This window comes from Streptomyces sp. NPDC014733 (assembly GCF_043083385.1).
Lineage (GTDB): Bacteria > Actinomycetota > Actinomycetes > Streptomycetales > Streptomycetaceae > Streptomyces.
The window spans coordinates 258,549-272,151 of sequence record NZ_JBIBYO010000006.1 but is presented as its reverse complement, the minus strand read 5'-3'; the positions used below and the strand labels follow the sequence as shown (position 1 = coordinate 272,151).

General features: G+C 72.9%; 15 protein-coding genes. 5 read left to right on the top strand and 10 right to left on the bottom strand.

Annotation, left to right across the window (positions count from 1 at the left end):
- Positions 1-121: 121 nt before the first annotated feature.
- The 6 genes from ACF1BH_RS17190 to ACF1BH_RS17165 form a co-directional block, all read right to left on the bottom strand.
- Entirely contained in the window at positions 122-2,674 is a 2,553-nt protein-coding gene (locus ACF1BH_RS17190) for an ABC transporter permease (protein ID WP_391643292.1), read from the bottom strand.
- Between the two features lie 84 nt (positions 2,675-2,758).
- The gene (locus tag ACF1BH_RS17185) at positions 2,759-3,553 is read right to left on the bottom strand and encodes an ABC transporter ATP-binding protein (protein ID WP_391643291.1); all 795 of its coding nucleotides are present in this window, start codon (positions 3,551-3,553) and stop codon (positions 2,759-2,761) included.
- A gap of 227 nt (positions 3,554-3,780) precedes the next feature.
- Positions 3,781-4,398, bottom strand: a complete 618-nt coding sequence (locus tag ACF1BH_RS17180) for a response regulator (RefSeq protein WP_391643370.1) — start codon at positions 4,396-4,398, stop codon at positions 3,781-3,783.
- A 47-nt stretch (positions 4,399-4,445) separates the two neighbouring features.
- Positions 4,446-6,131, bottom strand: a complete 1,686-nt coding sequence (locus tag ACF1BH_RS17175) for a sensor histidine kinase (protein WP_391643290.1) — start codon at positions 6,129-6,131, stop codon at positions 4,446-4,448.
- A gap of 474 nt (positions 6,132-6,605) precedes the next feature.
- Positions 6,606-6,827, bottom strand: coding sequence for a DUF397 domain-containing protein (locus tag ACF1BH_RS17170; protein ID WP_391643289.1), 222 nt, complete (start codon positions 6,825-6,827; stop codon positions 6,606-6,608).
- Positions 6,824-7,642, bottom strand: coding sequence for a helix-turn-helix transcriptional regulator (locus ACF1BH_RS17165; protein ID WP_391643288.1), 819 nt, complete (start codon positions 7,640-7,642; stop codon positions 6,824-6,826). Before ACF1BH_RS17165 ends, ACF1BH_RS17170 begins: the two co-directional genes overlap by 4 nt.
- A 146-nt stretch (positions 7,643-7,788) precedes the next feature.
- Between ACF1BH_RS17165 and ACF1BH_RS17160 the strand changes: the two genes are divergently transcribed.
- The 5 genes from ACF1BH_RS17160 (at position 7,789) to ACF1BH_RS17140 (ending at position 10,557) form a co-directional block, all read left to right on the top strand.
- Positions 7,789-7,995, top strand: a complete 207-nt coding sequence (locus ACF1BH_RS17160) for a hypothetical protein (protein ID WP_391643287.1) — start codon at positions 7,789-7,791, stop codon at positions 7,993-7,995.
- Positions 7,992-8,198: a hypothetical protein gene (locus ACF1BH_RS17155; protein ID WP_391643286.1), complete on the top strand. Its 207-nt coding sequence runs from the start codon at positions 7,992-7,994 to the stop codon at positions 8,196-8,198. Before ACF1BH_RS17160 ends, ACF1BH_RS17155 begins: the two co-directional genes overlap by 4 nt.
- A 29-nt stretch (positions 8,199-8,227) precedes the next feature.
- Positions 8,228-8,665: a hypothetical protein gene (locus ACF1BH_RS17150; RefSeq protein WP_391643285.1), complete on the top strand. Its 438-nt coding sequence runs from the start codon at positions 8,228-8,230 to the stop codon at positions 8,663-8,665.
- A 595-nt stretch (positions 8,666-9,260) separates the two neighbouring features.
- Positions 9,261-10,106, top strand: coding sequence for a class I SAM-dependent methyltransferase (locus ACF1BH_RS17145; RefSeq protein ID WP_391643284.1), 846 nt, complete (start codon positions 9,261-9,263; stop codon positions 10,104-10,106).
- Between the two features lie 73 nt (positions 10,107-10,179).
- Entirely contained in the window at positions 10,180-10,557 is a 378-nt protein-coding gene (locus tag ACF1BH_RS17140; RefSeq protein ID WP_391643283.1) for a nuclear transport factor 2 family protein, read from the top strand.
- Between the two features lie 61 nt (positions 10,558-10,618).
- Here the strand turns inward: ACF1BH_RS17140 and ACF1BH_RS17135 are convergent, their stop codons facing one another.
- From ACF1BH_RS17135 to ACF1BH_RS17120, 4 genes are read right to left on the bottom strand one after another with little or no spacing between them, the layout of a single operon-like run.
- A complete protein-coding gene (locus tag ACF1BH_RS17135; protein ID WP_391643282.1) occupies positions 10,619-10,909 on the bottom strand; it encodes a DUF4822 domain-containing protein in 291 nt (96 codons plus the stop codon).
- A complete protein-coding gene (locus tag ACF1BH_RS17130; RefSeq protein WP_391643281.1) occupies positions 10,906-12,090 on the bottom strand; it encodes a lipid-transfer protein in 1,185 nt (394 codons plus the stop codon). Before ACF1BH_RS17130 ends, ACF1BH_RS17135 begins: the two co-directional genes overlap by 4 nt.
- Positions 12,087-12,518, bottom strand: a complete 432-nt coding sequence (locus tag ACF1BH_RS17125; protein WP_391643280.1) for a MaoC family dehydratase — start codon at positions 12,516-12,518, stop codon at positions 12,087-12,089. Before ACF1BH_RS17125 ends, ACF1BH_RS17130 begins: the two co-directional genes overlap by 4 nt.
- Entirely contained in the window at positions 12,515-13,603 is a 1,089-nt protein-coding gene (locus ACF1BH_RS17120; RefSeq protein ID WP_391643279.1) for an acyl-CoA dehydrogenase family protein, read from the bottom strand. The genes ACF1BH_RS17125 and ACF1BH_RS17120 overlap by 4 nt, the downstream gene beginning before the upstream one ends.

Here is a 13,603-nt window from a genome sequence, read left to right as displayed (position 1 = left end):
ACGCGCCGCGCACAGATTAACCGCCCGCCGCAGGGGGTCAACCGCCTTCCGCACGCCCGCTCCCCGGCCGCCCCCGGGAGGGGCCGGGGAGCGCCGCGGACACGGGGCGGCGCCACGCGGGTCAGGCCGCCGCGGCGGCCTCCAGGGGGCTGAGGTGCGCGGCCCGGCGGGCCGGGAGGGCGGCGGCGAGGGTGCCGACCGCGAGCGCGGCCGCGCAGGTCGGCAGCAGCGTCCCCCAGGGGAGGGCGAAGGAGTACTGCGGGATCGAGCCGTTGGCGAGCGCGCTGACGGCCCAGGCGCCGAAGACGCCGCTCACGAGGCCGAGGAGGGTGCCGAAGGCGGCGACGGTCAGCGCCTCCAGCCGGATCACGGCGCGGATGCCCGCGCGGTGCATGCCGAGGGCGCGCAGCACACCGATCTCCCGGGTGCGGTCGGCGACGGACAGGGCCAGCGTGTTGGCGATGCCCAGGCCGGAGATGACACCGCCGAGGACGAGCAGGCCGTACATCAGGGAGATCACGGTACCCATGGCGCCGGCGGCCTCCTGGGCGAATTCCTCGCGGCTCTCGATCGTCAGCAGCGGGTTGTGGCCGGTGGCGTCGCGGAGGCCGGCCCGGGAGACGCCGTCGGCGGCGACCAGGACGCGCTGGACGGAATCGGGCCGGTCGGTGGCGCGCTGCATCTCGCCGCGGTCGCCGAGGGCGTCCGCGGCGGTGGGGTTGTCCCGGTAGACGCCGATGACGGTGTAGGTCCTCGCCTCGTCGGTGCCGGGTCCGGGGCTGGTCGTGGCCCGGCTGCCGACCGTCAGGCCGCGCTCGCGGGCGGTGGTCTCGGAGACGGCGATACGGCCCGGCCGCAGGCCGTCGAGGGAACCGGCGACGAAGTCGAGCCTCAGCACGGAGCGCACGGTGGCGGGATCGACGCCGGTGACGCTCCACACGTCGCCGCCGACGATCAGCCGGGCGTCGGCGACGGCGCTCGCCGTCCGAACGCCCGTGGTGGCGGCGATCCGGCGGACGGTGGCCGGGTCGATGCCGGCCTGCCGGTCGGCGCGGATCAGGTAATCGGCGGTGAGACCGGCGGCGGCCTGCCGGTCGAGGGCCTGGGCGCCGGAGTGGCCGATGGTGGCGAGGCCGGTGGTGAGCGCGGTGCTGACGAGCACGGCGGCGGCGGTGGCGGCGGTGCGGCGCGGGTCGCGCAGGGCGTTCTCGCGGGCGAGGCGGCCGGTGACGCCGAGCCGGGCGGTGAGCCGTCCGACGGCCCGGATCACGGGTCCCGCCAGCGTCGGGGCGAGCAGGAGCACGCCGATGACCAGGAGGAACGCGCCGAACAACGCGCTTTGAAGGTTCTCGTCCGAGGCGTCCTGGGCACCGGAGAGGGAGATCAGCAGCCCGGCGCCGCCGAGGGCGGTCAGCGCCCCCGCGAGGGCCCGGAGGCGGGAGCGGGCGGCGGGCGACGGCTGCTGGGCGGTGCGCATCGCCTCGACCGGGGCGATCCTCGCGGCCTTGCGGGACGGCAGCCAGGCGGCGAGCACGGTGACGCCCATGCCCAGGAAGAGGGCGGCGGCGACCGGCATCGGGCCGATCACCAGGGGCCCGGTGGGCAGGGGCGTCCCGTCGACGGTCAGGAGGTGGGGCAGGGCGGCGGCGACGCCCATGCCGAGCAGGAGGCCGAGGACCGAGGAGACCAGACCGATGACGGCGGCTTCGCACAGCAGGGAGCGGATCACCTGGCGGCGGGAGGCGCCGATCGCCCGCAGCAGCGCGATCTCCCGGCCGCGGCGGGCGACGAGCACGGTGAAGGTGTTGACGATCAGGAACGAGCCGATGAAGAGGGCGACGACGGCGTAGATCAGCGCGATCTTCTCGATGCCGCGGATCCGGGTGCCGACGTACCGGTTCTGCTGCTCGGCGAGGTCGGCGCCGGTCATGACCTCGACGCGGTCGGCGGGGAGCTGCGCGGTGACGCGCCGGGCCAGCTCGGTTCCGTCGGCGCCGGGCGTGGCCGACAGGTCGAGGGAGCTGTAGGCACCGGGGAGGGCGAACAGCTTCCGGGCGGTGGCCTTGTCGAAGAGGGTCAGCGTACCGCCGGCGGTGATGCGGGTGTCCTCGGTGGTGACGGTGCCGACGAGGCGCTTGGTCAGGACCGGGCCGTCGGTGGCGAGGGTGATCTCGTCCCCGAGGGCGAACCCGCCGCGGGCGGCGGTGGAGCTGTCCACGGCGATCTCACCGGCGTTGCGGGGCGCCCGGCCGCCGGCGAGCGGGAAGCGCGGGTCCGTGCCGTCGCGTCCGGGCAGCCAGGCGTCCGCGCGGTTGCCGCCCGCCTCGTCGCTGCGCAGCGGGGTGCCGTCGGCGGCGTTCAGCACGGCGGAGCCGGACACCGAGGGCCGTACGGAGGCGACCCCGGGCACACCGGCCACCTCCGCGGCGAGCGCGTCGTCGAGCGCCGGCGGTCGCCCCTTCGGCGCGGGTTCGCCGGGCCGCGGCGGCGCGGGGGTGAGGCGGACGGCGGTGTCGGCGTAGTTCTCGGAGGCGGCGGCGCGGTGGGCGGCGACGGCGGTCTCGCCGAAGATCAGGGCGCCGCTGACGAAGGCGGTGCCGAGGCAGACCGCGAGGACGCTCATCAGCAGACGGGCCTTGTGCGCCAGCACGTTGCGCAGGGCTGTTCTCAGCATGGGTGGGCTTCCGGGGCGTGGGAGAGGGGAGAGCGGGGGCCGGCCGCGCGCGGGGCGGGCGGCTACGGGGCGGGGCGGGCCACGTCAGGCGGTGCGGCCGGCGGCGTCGAATGCCTTCATGCGGTCGAGCACCCGGTCGGCGGTGGGCGCGCTCATCTCGTCGACGGGGCGGCCGTCGGCGAGGAAGACGACGCGGTCGGCGTAGCCGGCGGCCACCGGGTCGTGGGTGACCATCACGACGGTCTGGTCCCACGCGCGTACGGAGTCGCGGAGGAAGCCGAGGACCTCGGCGCCGGTCCGGGAGTCGAGGCTGCCGGTGGGCTCGTCGGCGAAGACGACGGCGGGCCGCGCGACCAGGGCGCGGGCGATGGCGACGCGCTGCTGCTGACCGCCGGAGAGCTGGGCCGGGCGGTGGCCGAGGCGGTCGGCGAGGCCGACCGTCGCCACCACGTGGTCCAGCCAGGCGGCGTCGGCCGGACGCCCGGCGATGTCCGAGGAGAGGGTGATGTTCTCCCGTGCGGTCAGGGTCGGCAGGAGGTTGAACGCCTGGAAGATGAAGCCGATCCGGTCCCGGCGCACCTCGGTGAGCTGCCGGTCGGTGAGCGTGCCCAGTTCGGTGGCGCCGATCCGTACGGAGCCGGAGGTGGCGGAGTCCAGCCCGGCGACGCAGTGCATCAGGGTGGACTTGCCGGAGCCGGACGGGCCCATGATCGCGGTGAACTCCCCTTCCCGGAAGGCGAGGGTGACGCGGTCCAGGGCGGTCACCCGGGTGTCGCCGGTGCCGTAGACCTTCGTGAGGTCCGTCGTGCACGCCGCGATGCCGGGCGTACGGTGCGCACCGTCGAGGGGCGGGGACGGGGGGAAGCGCTTCGGTGCCATGACACTCCGACGGGGGACGAGGGCGCCGGATGCGGCGCGGGACGGGAACACGCACCATCGTCATCCCGCCTGACCTGCGCGGACATCGTTCGCGAGAGGGGAAATCGGCTCCGTCGTCGGACAGATGGAGCGCGCGGGGGCCCGCGGCCGGGTCCTCCTCGGGGAGGCCGTCGGCTCCGTCATCCGGCGGAGGAAAGGGCGCCGGAGCGGGGCCGCCGACGCCCGGGTCAGGACACCAGGCCGGTGCGGTGGGCGAGGAGGGCGGCCTGGACGCGGCCCGGGGTGCCCGTCTTGCCGAGGACGGCCTCGACATGGGTCTTGACGGTGCCGAGGGTGATGCCGAGTCTGCCCGCGATGTCCCGGTTGGCCAGCCCCTCGCCGATCAGTGTGAGCACCTGCCGTTCCCGTTCGGTCAACCGGGCGATCCGCTCGTCGAGTTCGGGCGGTACGGGCTTGAAGTCCTGGATCATGCGGGCCACGACGGCGCCGGTGACCTGCGGGGACAGCACGGAGTCCCCGGCGGCCGCGGCCCGCACCGCCCGGATCAGCTCCTCGGGACCGGCGTCCTTGAGGAGGAAGCCGGTCGCGCCCGCGCGCAGCGCCGTCAGGACGTTGTCGTCGGTGCCGAAGGTGGTCAGCATCAGCACCCGGGGAGCCGGGTCCAGGGAGAGCAGCGGGACGATCGCGGCGAGCCCGTCGCGGGTGGGCATGTAGATGTCCAGCAGGACCAGGTCGGGGCGGTGGGCGGCGGCTTCCCGCACCGCCTGCCGGCCGTCGGCGGCCTCGGCCACCACCTCGATGCCGTCCGCGTGGCCGAGGATCATCCGGACCGCGGCCCGGATCATCTCCTCGTCGTCGGCGAGCAGGATGCGGATCGGATCGGCGGCGTGGGTCACGGACTCTCCCAGGGGGCGTTGTCGTGCACCGTCGGAACGGTGAAGGAATCGATGGCGATCAGCCGCCGGCCGCCGTCGAAGCAGTAGCGCTCCACGGTCGGGGCGCCGGTCGGCCGGTGTCCGGGCGACGCGGACGCGGGGACCGAGCCGAAGGTGTAGACGCAGCCGGCCGCCGCGGCCGGGCGGCCGGGTTCCCGTCCGGCAGCGGCGGCCCGCGCGCCCACGTAGTCGCCGCGCCCGGTGTTGCCGAACTCCTCCAGGGTCATGCCGATCCGGGGCCTCGGCGGGGGCGACGGCTGCCGGGGCGAGGTGGAGTACGCGAACCCGATCCCCAGCAGGATCAGCGCCGTGAGTCCGGCCAGCGCCCCGCCGAGCACCGAGGTCCGCATCGCCCGGCGGTACGCGGCCGGGGGCGCCGGGGCGGCCGCGGGCAGGGGCGCCGGGTCGGCGCTGCCGGGCGCCGGGGCGGCTCTGTCCGGGTCCGTCGGGAGACCGGCGGTGAGCCGGAAGCCGCCGTCGGGGAGCGGCCCGGCGGTGAAGGACCCGCCCAGGAACTCCACGCGCTCGCGCAGCGCGGACAGGCCGCGGCCCGTTCCGCCGTCCCCGGCGACCGCGGTCGGCGCCGGGGCGGTGTTGTGGACGACGACCCGCACCAGGCCGTCGCCGTGGGTGACGGCGACGGTGACCGCGGCGTCCGTCGCGTACCGGTGCACGTTGGTCAGCGCCTCGCGCACCAGCCGGTGCACCGCGCGCCGGACCGGCATCCCCGCCGCCGTCAGGTCCGGTCCCGTCCACTCCAGGCGGACGTCGATCCCGCCGGCGGCCGATCCGGCGACCAGTTCCGCGACGTCGGCGCGGGTGCCGGTGTCCTCCGTCAGCGCCCCTTCGGCCCGGGTGGTCACGCCCAGCGGGTCGAGGACGCCCAGCGCCTGGCGCAGCTCGCGCAGCGCGTCCCGGACACTCGTCCGCACCACGGCGGCGTCCGGCCGCAGCGCGGGCGCGGACTTCTCCAGCGCGAGTTCCAGCCCGCCGACGTGGAGGGAGGCCAGGCTCAGCCGGTGGCCGACCAGGTCGTGCATCTCGGAGGCGATCCGGGACCGTTCCCGGATGCGGGCCTCGCTGTCGGCGAGGGCCCGCGCCCGCTCGGCCGCGTCCGCCCGCTCCCGCAGCGCCGCCACCACCCGGTCCTCCTGCCCGAAGACCGTGCCGACCAGCCCGGGCACCACCACCGCGACCACCGCGAGCACCAGCCCGAGGGCGACGGCGTAGGGCAGGGAGGCCGGACCGGTCCAGGAGGCGGCGCCGGCCACGACCGCCGCGCCGAGCGGCAGGGCCACCGCCCAGAGCCACGGGCCCGTACGCCGGCGGCCGGGAAGCAGCAGGCGGGCGGCGGTGTAGGCGATCGCGCCGGTCACCGGCCCCAGGAACGGGAGCAGCCCCGTCGCGGCGGCGGACAGCAGCAGGACCGGTACGGGATGACGGCGGCGCAGCGGATACAGGACGGCGGCCACCGGGATCGCGGCGAGCTGGAGCCCCGGCCGCGGCAGCTCCCACAGGCTCAGCCCCGCCACGCACACCGGAAGGGTGAGGACGGCGGCGAAGGCCCCTTCCACGACCACGCGCCCCCACGCGGTGCCGACGAGCGCGCGGGGGGCCGCGACAACACGGCTGACCAGGGACATGCCCTCAGTATCGGCACCCGGTCCGGTGGGGGACGTGCCCCCGGGGAACGATCCGCCTCCGTCGGACGACGGAGGCGGGCGGCAACCGCCCTGGAGGGGTGCGCGTACCGCACCGGCCACGGCGGATCACACCTCACCCCAAATCGGGCAAAAAATCTTCATAAGGGGCTTTTCACCCGCAAGGGTGCTGAGTAATATAAATAACAGCCTGCGGGGCGAGCGAGGGAGTTCGACCGGAGCGCATCCGCAAGAGAGGGCAGTGACCTCGCGAGAGATCACCGATCTTCTCGAATACGCAAGGGTCGGGCTGAGAGGCCGGAAGGTCGGGGAGACCGGAAGGCGACCTCCATCACCTGATGCGGACAATGCCGCCGAAGGAAGCCCACCTCGCAGGTTCACACGTCACAAGAACCCGACGCCCGGAGCCGCAAGCCGGCACCGGGCGTCGCCGCGTGTGGGCGGGATCGACCCGAGTCAGACGTCAGAGCCCTTCGCGAACTCCACGAACGAGGCCCAAGAGGCGACGGGGAAGGCCAGCGCGGGACCGTTGGGGTCCTTGCTGTCGCGGACGGGGAGGACACCCAGCGCCGGGACGAGGTTGCGGGCCACCTCGACGCACGACCCGCCCTCCTGGCTGCTGTAGCTCGACTTTATCCAGTCCGCCCCGGCCAAATCGTGCTGCGGGTTGGTGCTCATGATGCGTAGCCCTCCATTGCGCGACGGATGGTTGACGCTGACTCCTCGGGGCTGAGTGCCATCGTCTGGACGCGATCGTAGATCAGCCCGTACCGAGCGACCCGCGCCGATTCTTCCACCAGGTGACCGAGAGCCGAGCCCTCCAGATACGCCACGCTGGGCCCCTCCGGCAGGGCGAGCACGGCGAGCAGGCCACCGAGGGCCGGGTGTGCGCCCACGGAGACGGGCACGACCTGAACGAACACGTTGGGGCGGGCGGCCATGTCGAGTATGTGGCCGAGTTGGGCGGCCATCACAGCAGGCCCCCCTACCGGCCGTGACAGAACGGCTTCATCGATCACGAACCAGGCCGGGGGCGGGTCCTCAGCACGCGTCAGAACTTCCTGTCGCGCCAGTCGGCCTGCAAGTACGGTCTCGGCTTCATCCGGCGTGAGCGTGCCCACGTGCAGCAAGGCGCGGGCGTAGTCCTCGGTCTGAAGCAGCCCAGGAACAACGCTTGCTGCGTACTCGCTGATCGAAACGGCGATCTTCTCGAACTGTACGTACCGAGCGAACCAGTTCCTGATAAGTGGCGCCTCCTCCATGAACCGCCAATACCTCTCGAAGAACCCCGGGGCGGGATCACCGAACGCAAGGTCGATTTTCTGGAAATTCTCCAACGTGCCGGGGACATGGGCCCGTTCGATCTGTGCGACCCGGCTGGGGGACATGCCCGCCTGCCGCGCCAGGTTCTTCTGCGCCCAACCGCGCTCTTCTCTCCGGCGGATCAACTCTCCACCGATGTAGTGCGCAGGCGTCATCGGAGTATCGGCCAAAACCTCATCACCTCATTAACAGGCCCGGATAAAGCTTTAACAGGCCCCCGTAAAGAGTTTCACCCTCCGTACGACCCAGGGCCCGCGTTCAGCCGGTGTAGACACTAACCACCCACCAGGGGAACGCAGTTACGGAGGTACGCATCATGCAGGGCTTCGCCAAAAGCGAGCTGGCGACGGACACCAAGCTAAAGCAATCCGAGTGGGCCGTCAGCCGGTCGATGAAAAAGGAGTCGATGAAAAAGGAAAAGAAAGATGCCGGGAGCACCAAGGACCTCAGCGACAAGCTGAAAGAGACGAACAATGCCCGGCGCGCAAACCGTGCGGCGCACGACGGGAGGCCCCTCAGGTGAGTGGGAACTCCGTCTGGACCGACGACCCGTTCGGCAGCGGCGGCCTGACGGTCCACTCCGGCTGCCCCGCATGCGTCGCCGCGGGCGAACTGCTGCGCAACGCGTCCAGGACGCGCGACCAGTCCGCCGCCGCAGACGCCCGCATCTACCTCCGGGAACACCCCAACCACCGCCCCGGGCACGAAGGGAGGGCGGCGAAGTGACCCCTCGTACCACCTACGAAACCGCAACGATGAAGCTGGCGTTCGCCGCCGATGAGGCCCGCCTGCGCATCGATGGCATCGGGGAACGCCAGCTCCTGGCGGACGACGGCACGACTCCGCTCTATCCCGGCATCCCTCTCGGTACCGCCGCGCCGACGGTCGTGCAGCGCATCGCCGACGCGCTGTGGCGAGACCGGCACCACTACGCCATCAGGACCGTGACACCGCGCCCACCTGCATCCGAACAGGAATGCACGGGCGTGAAGTCGGCGCAGATGCTCCGCGCGTCGCTGCTCAGCTACGGCTATGACGTGGCCGTCTGGGGCACAGGCCGCACCGTGGAAACGGCCCATGTGGTGATCGAGGGATCGTTCCCTGCCGCAGCAGCACAGCAGATGGCCGCCTCCCTGAACGTCTACGACCGCCTCACGCTCCCGGGCATGCGCCAAGGGTGGAGCTATGGCTGACGGCTGCGCCACCTGGCGTTCCCTCTACGAGCGCGGCGCACGGGACGCCACACAGGGCGCGTTGGCGGCGGGCCGCTGGTGGAAAGCACAAGCCGCCGCACACGCCGCCGTATGCGTCCACGCGACGTCATCCGGGAGGGCCGCGACAACAAGTGGCTCCGCGAACTCCCACGAAGACACCGGCATTCAGACAGAGGTCTCGTCAGAGCCCACCTCAGCGCCCCACCGGTGCGACTGGCAGCCGCAGCCGGACGAGTCCCGGCGCTGCACCCGCTGCCGCGCCGTGCGCTACCCGACCCTCCGCGCCCTGCTGGCCCCATGAACGCCGCTCCGGCCCCCGCCTGAGTCGGACCCGATGGCCGGAGCGGCCCCCGCACCACCAAACCGAAAGGCAGACCCGTGCCCCACCTCTCCGACGCCTCGACGAATGGCTGCGGGCGGTCAACTGCCCGGACTGCGCGCGCTGATCGCATTCGTTACCGAAACGGAGCTCGGAAGCCCTTTCGAAAGTTTTGTTTTTGTGATACTATGTCACAATTCCAGGCTAATGTCCGGGCTCATGATGAACAACGGACAACCCAGCCAGACAGCACTCATGTCGGCCGCAGCGCGCGCGGCACACCTCCTTGTCGACGAGACTCCCTCGATCTTCGCCGACACTCTGGCGCAGACCTTCCTGGGTGAGCGTGCCGAAGAACTCCTCGGCTACCACCGGTCCTACGGTGGGCACCCGGTCCTGTCCGGCGCGCGGACGACAGCCGTTACGCGCAGCCGCTACACCGAGGACCGACTGGCCGAGCTGGCCGGCCGGGGCGTCGACCAGTACGTGATCCTCGGTGCGGGACTGGACTCCTTCGCCTACCGATCGGAACTGGCCGATCGCGTGCGGGTGTTCGAGGTGGACCAGCCGACGACCCAGCGCTGGAAGCAGGGCCTGCTGGCTGAGAAGGGGACGACGGTGCCGCCGTCCGCCTTCTTCGTCCCGGTCGACTTCGAGAAGGAGTCCGCCCGCTCACTTACCGGTCACCTCGTGCGGGCCGGCTTCGACCCGGGCCGGCCCGCGCTGGTCAGCTGGCTCGGGGTCACGATGTACCTGACCTCGGAGGCGATCGGGCAGACCCTGGCCGTCATCAGCGGCTTCGCGCCCGGTACCGAGCTCATCGTGGAGCACCTCCTCCCGGACGGACACCGCGACGAGGCGGGGCAGTCGTATGCGGAGCTGGTCATGGCAGCGGCAGCCGAGCAGGGCGAGCCCTGGCAAACGTTCCTCAGCATTGAGCAGATGAACGCCCTCCTGCTTGAGCACCGGCTCCAGCCGATCGAGTACGCCCGGCAACGCGAGACAGTCGATCCTGCGGAGTGGGAACGTACCGACGCGCTCCGCCCGTTCACGTTGTCCGTCCTCGCCCGTGCGAGCGTCCCCACCCGCCAGGGTGTGTGACCGGGCTGGTTCACGGTGCTCCGAAGGCCGCTCGCGGGACGAGCGCACACGCGACGGCTGGTATCACTGGGGCATGGAGGAAGAGACGGCACGCTCCGCGATCGACACGTTCATCTCCGCGTTCAACGCCTCGGACGACAGCCATGTGGCTTCCCTGCTCTCCCAGGCCCTGACCTCAGACGTGGTCTTCTGGGGGCCGTTGGGCCGCGCCGAAGGAATCGCGGCGGTCGAGCGGTTCGTACTGGACATCCGGCGCCACCCGGCGGGGACCGGCACGATGGTGCGCTGCTCAGCGGTGGACATGCCTCACGAGTGGGCCCGGTACCAATGGGTCTTCACCACACCGGACGGCGGCCCCCGCCTGGCGGGAACGGACATCGTCCACCTGCGACGGAGCCTCATCGACCAGCTCATCGTCTTCGCGGGGGAGATCGAGCCGTCCGCCTCCTGAATCGTCCTTCAACCGCTGCCCTTCCGTTCGACGGCGGGCAGCTCGATTCAGCGGATCTCGATCAGTGGGCGTTGCCGTTGTTGAAGTGGTACTTGCCGTTGCCACCCTGGTGACCGTTCGCGCCGGGGCCGCGGCCGTCGGTGCCGGGCTCGGCGTGGTTGGTCTTGGTGTGCACGATGTCGTAGTACACGCTGGTGTCGCCGGCGTTCGGGAAGACCCGGTAGGTGAACACGTTCTTGTCGAGCTGGGTGATCGGAACGGTGCGCTCGAAGAGCACGTTGCCGTTCGCGTCCTTCGCGTTGATCCAGCGCTCGGAGCCGTCGGGGGCGACGGTCCAGTCACCGTCCCTCACCCCCCGTCCCGCCCCAGCACCAGCCCCGACGTAGGCACCCCCGTCCCCGCCGTGACCAGTACCTTCGCCACATCCGCCACCTGGTTCACCGCACTCCCGCGTACCTGGCGTACCGCCTCCGCGATGCCGTTCATGCCGTGGAGGTACGCCTCGCCGAGCTGGCCGCCGTGGGTGTTGAGGGGGAGCGCGCCGTCCGCGACGAAGGCGGGGGCCTCGCCGGGGGCGCAGAAGCCGAACTCCTCCAGCTGCATCAGCACGAACGGGGTGAAGTGGTCGTAGAGGATCGCGGCGTCGATGTCGGCGGGGGCGAGGCCGGAGGTGCGCCACAACTGACGGGCCACGACGCCCATCTCGGGGAGACCGGCGAGGTCGGACGGGTAGAAGTCGTCGCGGTAGTAGCTGGTCATCTGCTCCTGGGCGCGGCCGGCGCCCTGGGCCGCCGCGGTGATCAGGGCGGGCGGGCGCCGCAGGTCCCGGGCGCGTTCGGCGGTGGTGACGACGAGCGCCTGGCCGCCGTCGGTCTCCTGGCAGCAGTCGAGCAGGCGCAGCGGTTCGACGACGGGGCGGGAGGCGGCGTGGTCGGCGAGGGTGATCGGGCGGCCGTGGAAGTACGCCGCCGGGTTGGTCGCCGCGTACCGGCGGCCGACGACGGCGACGTGGCCGAACGCCTCCGGGGTCAGCCCGTAGGTGTGGAGGTAGCGCTGGGCGGCCATGGCGACCCAGGAGGCGGGGGTGAGGAGGCCGGGCGGGAGGTTCCAGCCGAGGGCGGCGCCTTCGGCGGAGGGTTCGCGGTGCTGGACGCCGGAGCCGAAGCGGCGGCCGGAGCGTTCGTTGAAGGCGCGGTAGCAGACGACGACCTCGGCGACGCCGGTGGCGACGGCGAGTGCCGCCTGCTGGACGGTGGCGCAGGCGGCGCCGCCGCCGTAGTGGACACGGGAGAAGAAGGAGAGTTCGCCGATGCCGGTGGCCTGGGCGACGGCGATCTCGGGGCTGGTGTCCATGGTGAAGGTGACCAGCCCGTCGACGTCGGAGGGGGCGAGCCCGGCGTCGTCGAGTGCGGCGCGTACCGCCTCGGCGGCGAGGGTCAGCTCACTGCGGCCGGAGTCCTTGGAGAACTCGGTGGCCCCGATGCCGACGACGGCGGCCCGGCCGCCCAGGGTGTCCGCGCGGCGCACGCTCATGGGGCGGCGCTCCCTCCGGTGAGGGGCACCGTGAGGGTCACGGTGCCGGTGACGTGGTGCCCGAGGCCGTTCGCACCGACCACCCGGACCCGTACGGCCGCGCCGTCCACCTCGGTGACCGTGCCCGTCAACTCCATGGTGTCGCCGGGGTGGTTGGGGGCGCCGAGGCGGATGGCGACCTTGCGGAGGACGGTGCCGGGGCCGAAGTGGTCGGTGAGGTAGCGGCCGACGAGGCCGTTGGTGGTGAGGATGTTCATGAAGATGTCCGGCGAGCCCTTCGCGCGGGCGGCCTCGGCGTCGTGGTGGACGTCCTGGTAGTCGCGGGAGGCGACCGCCCCGGAGACGATCAGGGTGCGGGTGATCGGGATGCGCAGGGGCGGGAGGGTGTCGCCGGGGGCGGGGGCCTTCCGCCGCGCCTCGTCGCTCATGCGGCCGCCTCCTCGTCCTCGTCCTCGTCCTCAACGAGCAACTGGCCCAGTTCTTCCAGGAGTTGACCGCCCGCGCCGAGGTCGGCCGCGAGGTGGCGGCCCCACAGGAAGTGCCGGTGGACGGGGTGGCCGACGTCGGCGCCGAGGCCGCCGTGGAGATGCTGGACGGCGTGCACCACACGGGTCCCGGCCTCGGCGGCCCACCAGGCGGCGGTCAGCGCGTGCGGTGCGGCGGCGCGCCCGGTGTCCCGCCGCCAGGCCGCCTCGTATGCGGTGACCCGGATCGCCTCGGTGTCCAGATGGGCGTCGGCGGCGCGCAGCAGGACGGCCTGGTGGGCGTCGAGCGGCTTGCCGAACTGCTGCCGCTCGGCGGTGTGCGCCACGGCCCGCGCGAGGGCGCCCGCGCAGACACCCGCCTGGAGCCCGGCCTGCGCGATCCGGGCGCAGGCCAGCACGGACGCGTACGGGCCGGCCTCGGCGAGGCCCGGGGCGCCGCCGAGCCGTTCGGCGGGGGCTCCGGTGAGGTCGAGGTGCCCGGCGGACCAGGGCGCGGTGGTCGCGACCGGGGTGACGGCGACGCCCGGCGCGTCGGTCCGCAGCAGCCACAGCTCCCGGTCGGCGTCGGGCACCAGCACCAGATCGGCGCAGGTCAGCCAGGGGACGACGGGCACGGTGCCGGTCAGGTGGGCGGTGGCCCCGGCCCCGGCGCGGGCCCGTACGGCGGGTGGCTCGCCCGTCCCGAAGGCGCCGGTGGCCACCGTCCCGCCGTCGGTCAGCTCCGGCAGCAGCCGCGCCCGCTGCTCCGGCGCCCCGTGCGCGGCCACCGCGAGGACGCCGTACACGGCGGTGGCCGCGAGCGGGACCTGTGCGGTGGTCCGTCCGGCCTCCTCCAGCAGCAGGACCAGCCCGAGCAGCCCGGTCTCGGTGACGGAGCCCGGCAGTCCGGCCTGGCACAGCGTCTTCCACAGGGCGGTGTCGGCGTCCGTGCCCAGGGCCGTCAGCCGCTCGGGCGTGGACCGGTCGCCGAAGATCTCCGCGGCGAGTCCGGCCGCCGCCCGCTGCTCCCGCGTCGGCGTGAAGTCCAT

Bases quoted from the DNA above. Each gene is read 5' to 3' on its own strand.
- ACF1BH_RS17175 (WP_391643290.1), bottom strand. From the start codon at position 6,131: ATGTCCCTGGTCAGCCGTGTTGTCGCGGCCCCCCGCGCGCTCGTCGGC.
- ACF1BH_RS17170 (WP_391643289.1), bottom strand. From the start codon at position 6,827: ATGAGCACCAACCCGCAGCACGATTTGGCCGGGGCGGACTGGATAAAG.
- ACF1BH_RS17140 (WP_391643283.1), top strand. From the start codon at position 10,180: ATGGAGGAAGAGACGGCACGCTCCGCGATCGACACGTTCATCTCCGCG.
- ACF1BH_RS17125 (WP_391643280.1), bottom strand. From the start codon at position 12,518: ATGAGCGACGAGGCGCGGCGGAAGGCCCCCGCCCCCGGCGACACCCTC.
- ACF1BH_RS17180 (WP_391643370.1), bottom strand. From the start codon at position 4,398: ATGATCCGGGCCGCGGTCCGGATGATCCTCGGCCACGCGGACGGCATC.
- ACF1BH_RS17150 (WP_391643285.1), top strand. From the start codon at position 8,228: ATGAAGCTGGCGTTCGCCGCCGATGAGGCCCGCCTGCGCATCGATGGC.
- ACF1BH_RS17160 (WP_391643287.1), top strand. From the start codon at position 7,789: ATGCAGGGCTTCGCCAAAAGCGAGCTGGCGACGGACACCAAGCTAAAG.
- ACF1BH_RS17120 (WP_391643279.1), bottom strand. From the start codon at position 13,603: ATGGACTTCACGCCGACGCGGGAGCAGCGGGCGGCGGCCGGACTCGCC.
- ACF1BH_RS17145 (WP_391643284.1), top strand. From the start codon at position 9,261: ATGTCGGCCGCAGCGCGCGCGGCACACCTCCTTGTCGACGAGACTCCC.
- ACF1BH_RS17190 (WP_391643292.1), bottom strand. From the start codon at position 2,674: ATGCTGAGAACAGCCCTGCGCAACGTGCTGGCGCACAAGGCCCGTCTG.
- ACF1BH_RS17130 (WP_391643281.1), bottom strand. From the start codon at position 12,090: ATGAGCGTGCGCCGCGCGGACACCCTGGGCGGCCGGGCCGCCGTCGTC.
- ACF1BH_RS17185 (WP_391643291.1), bottom strand. From the start codon at position 3,553: ATGGCACCGAAGCGCTTCCCCCCGTCCCCGCCCCTCGACGGTGCGCAC.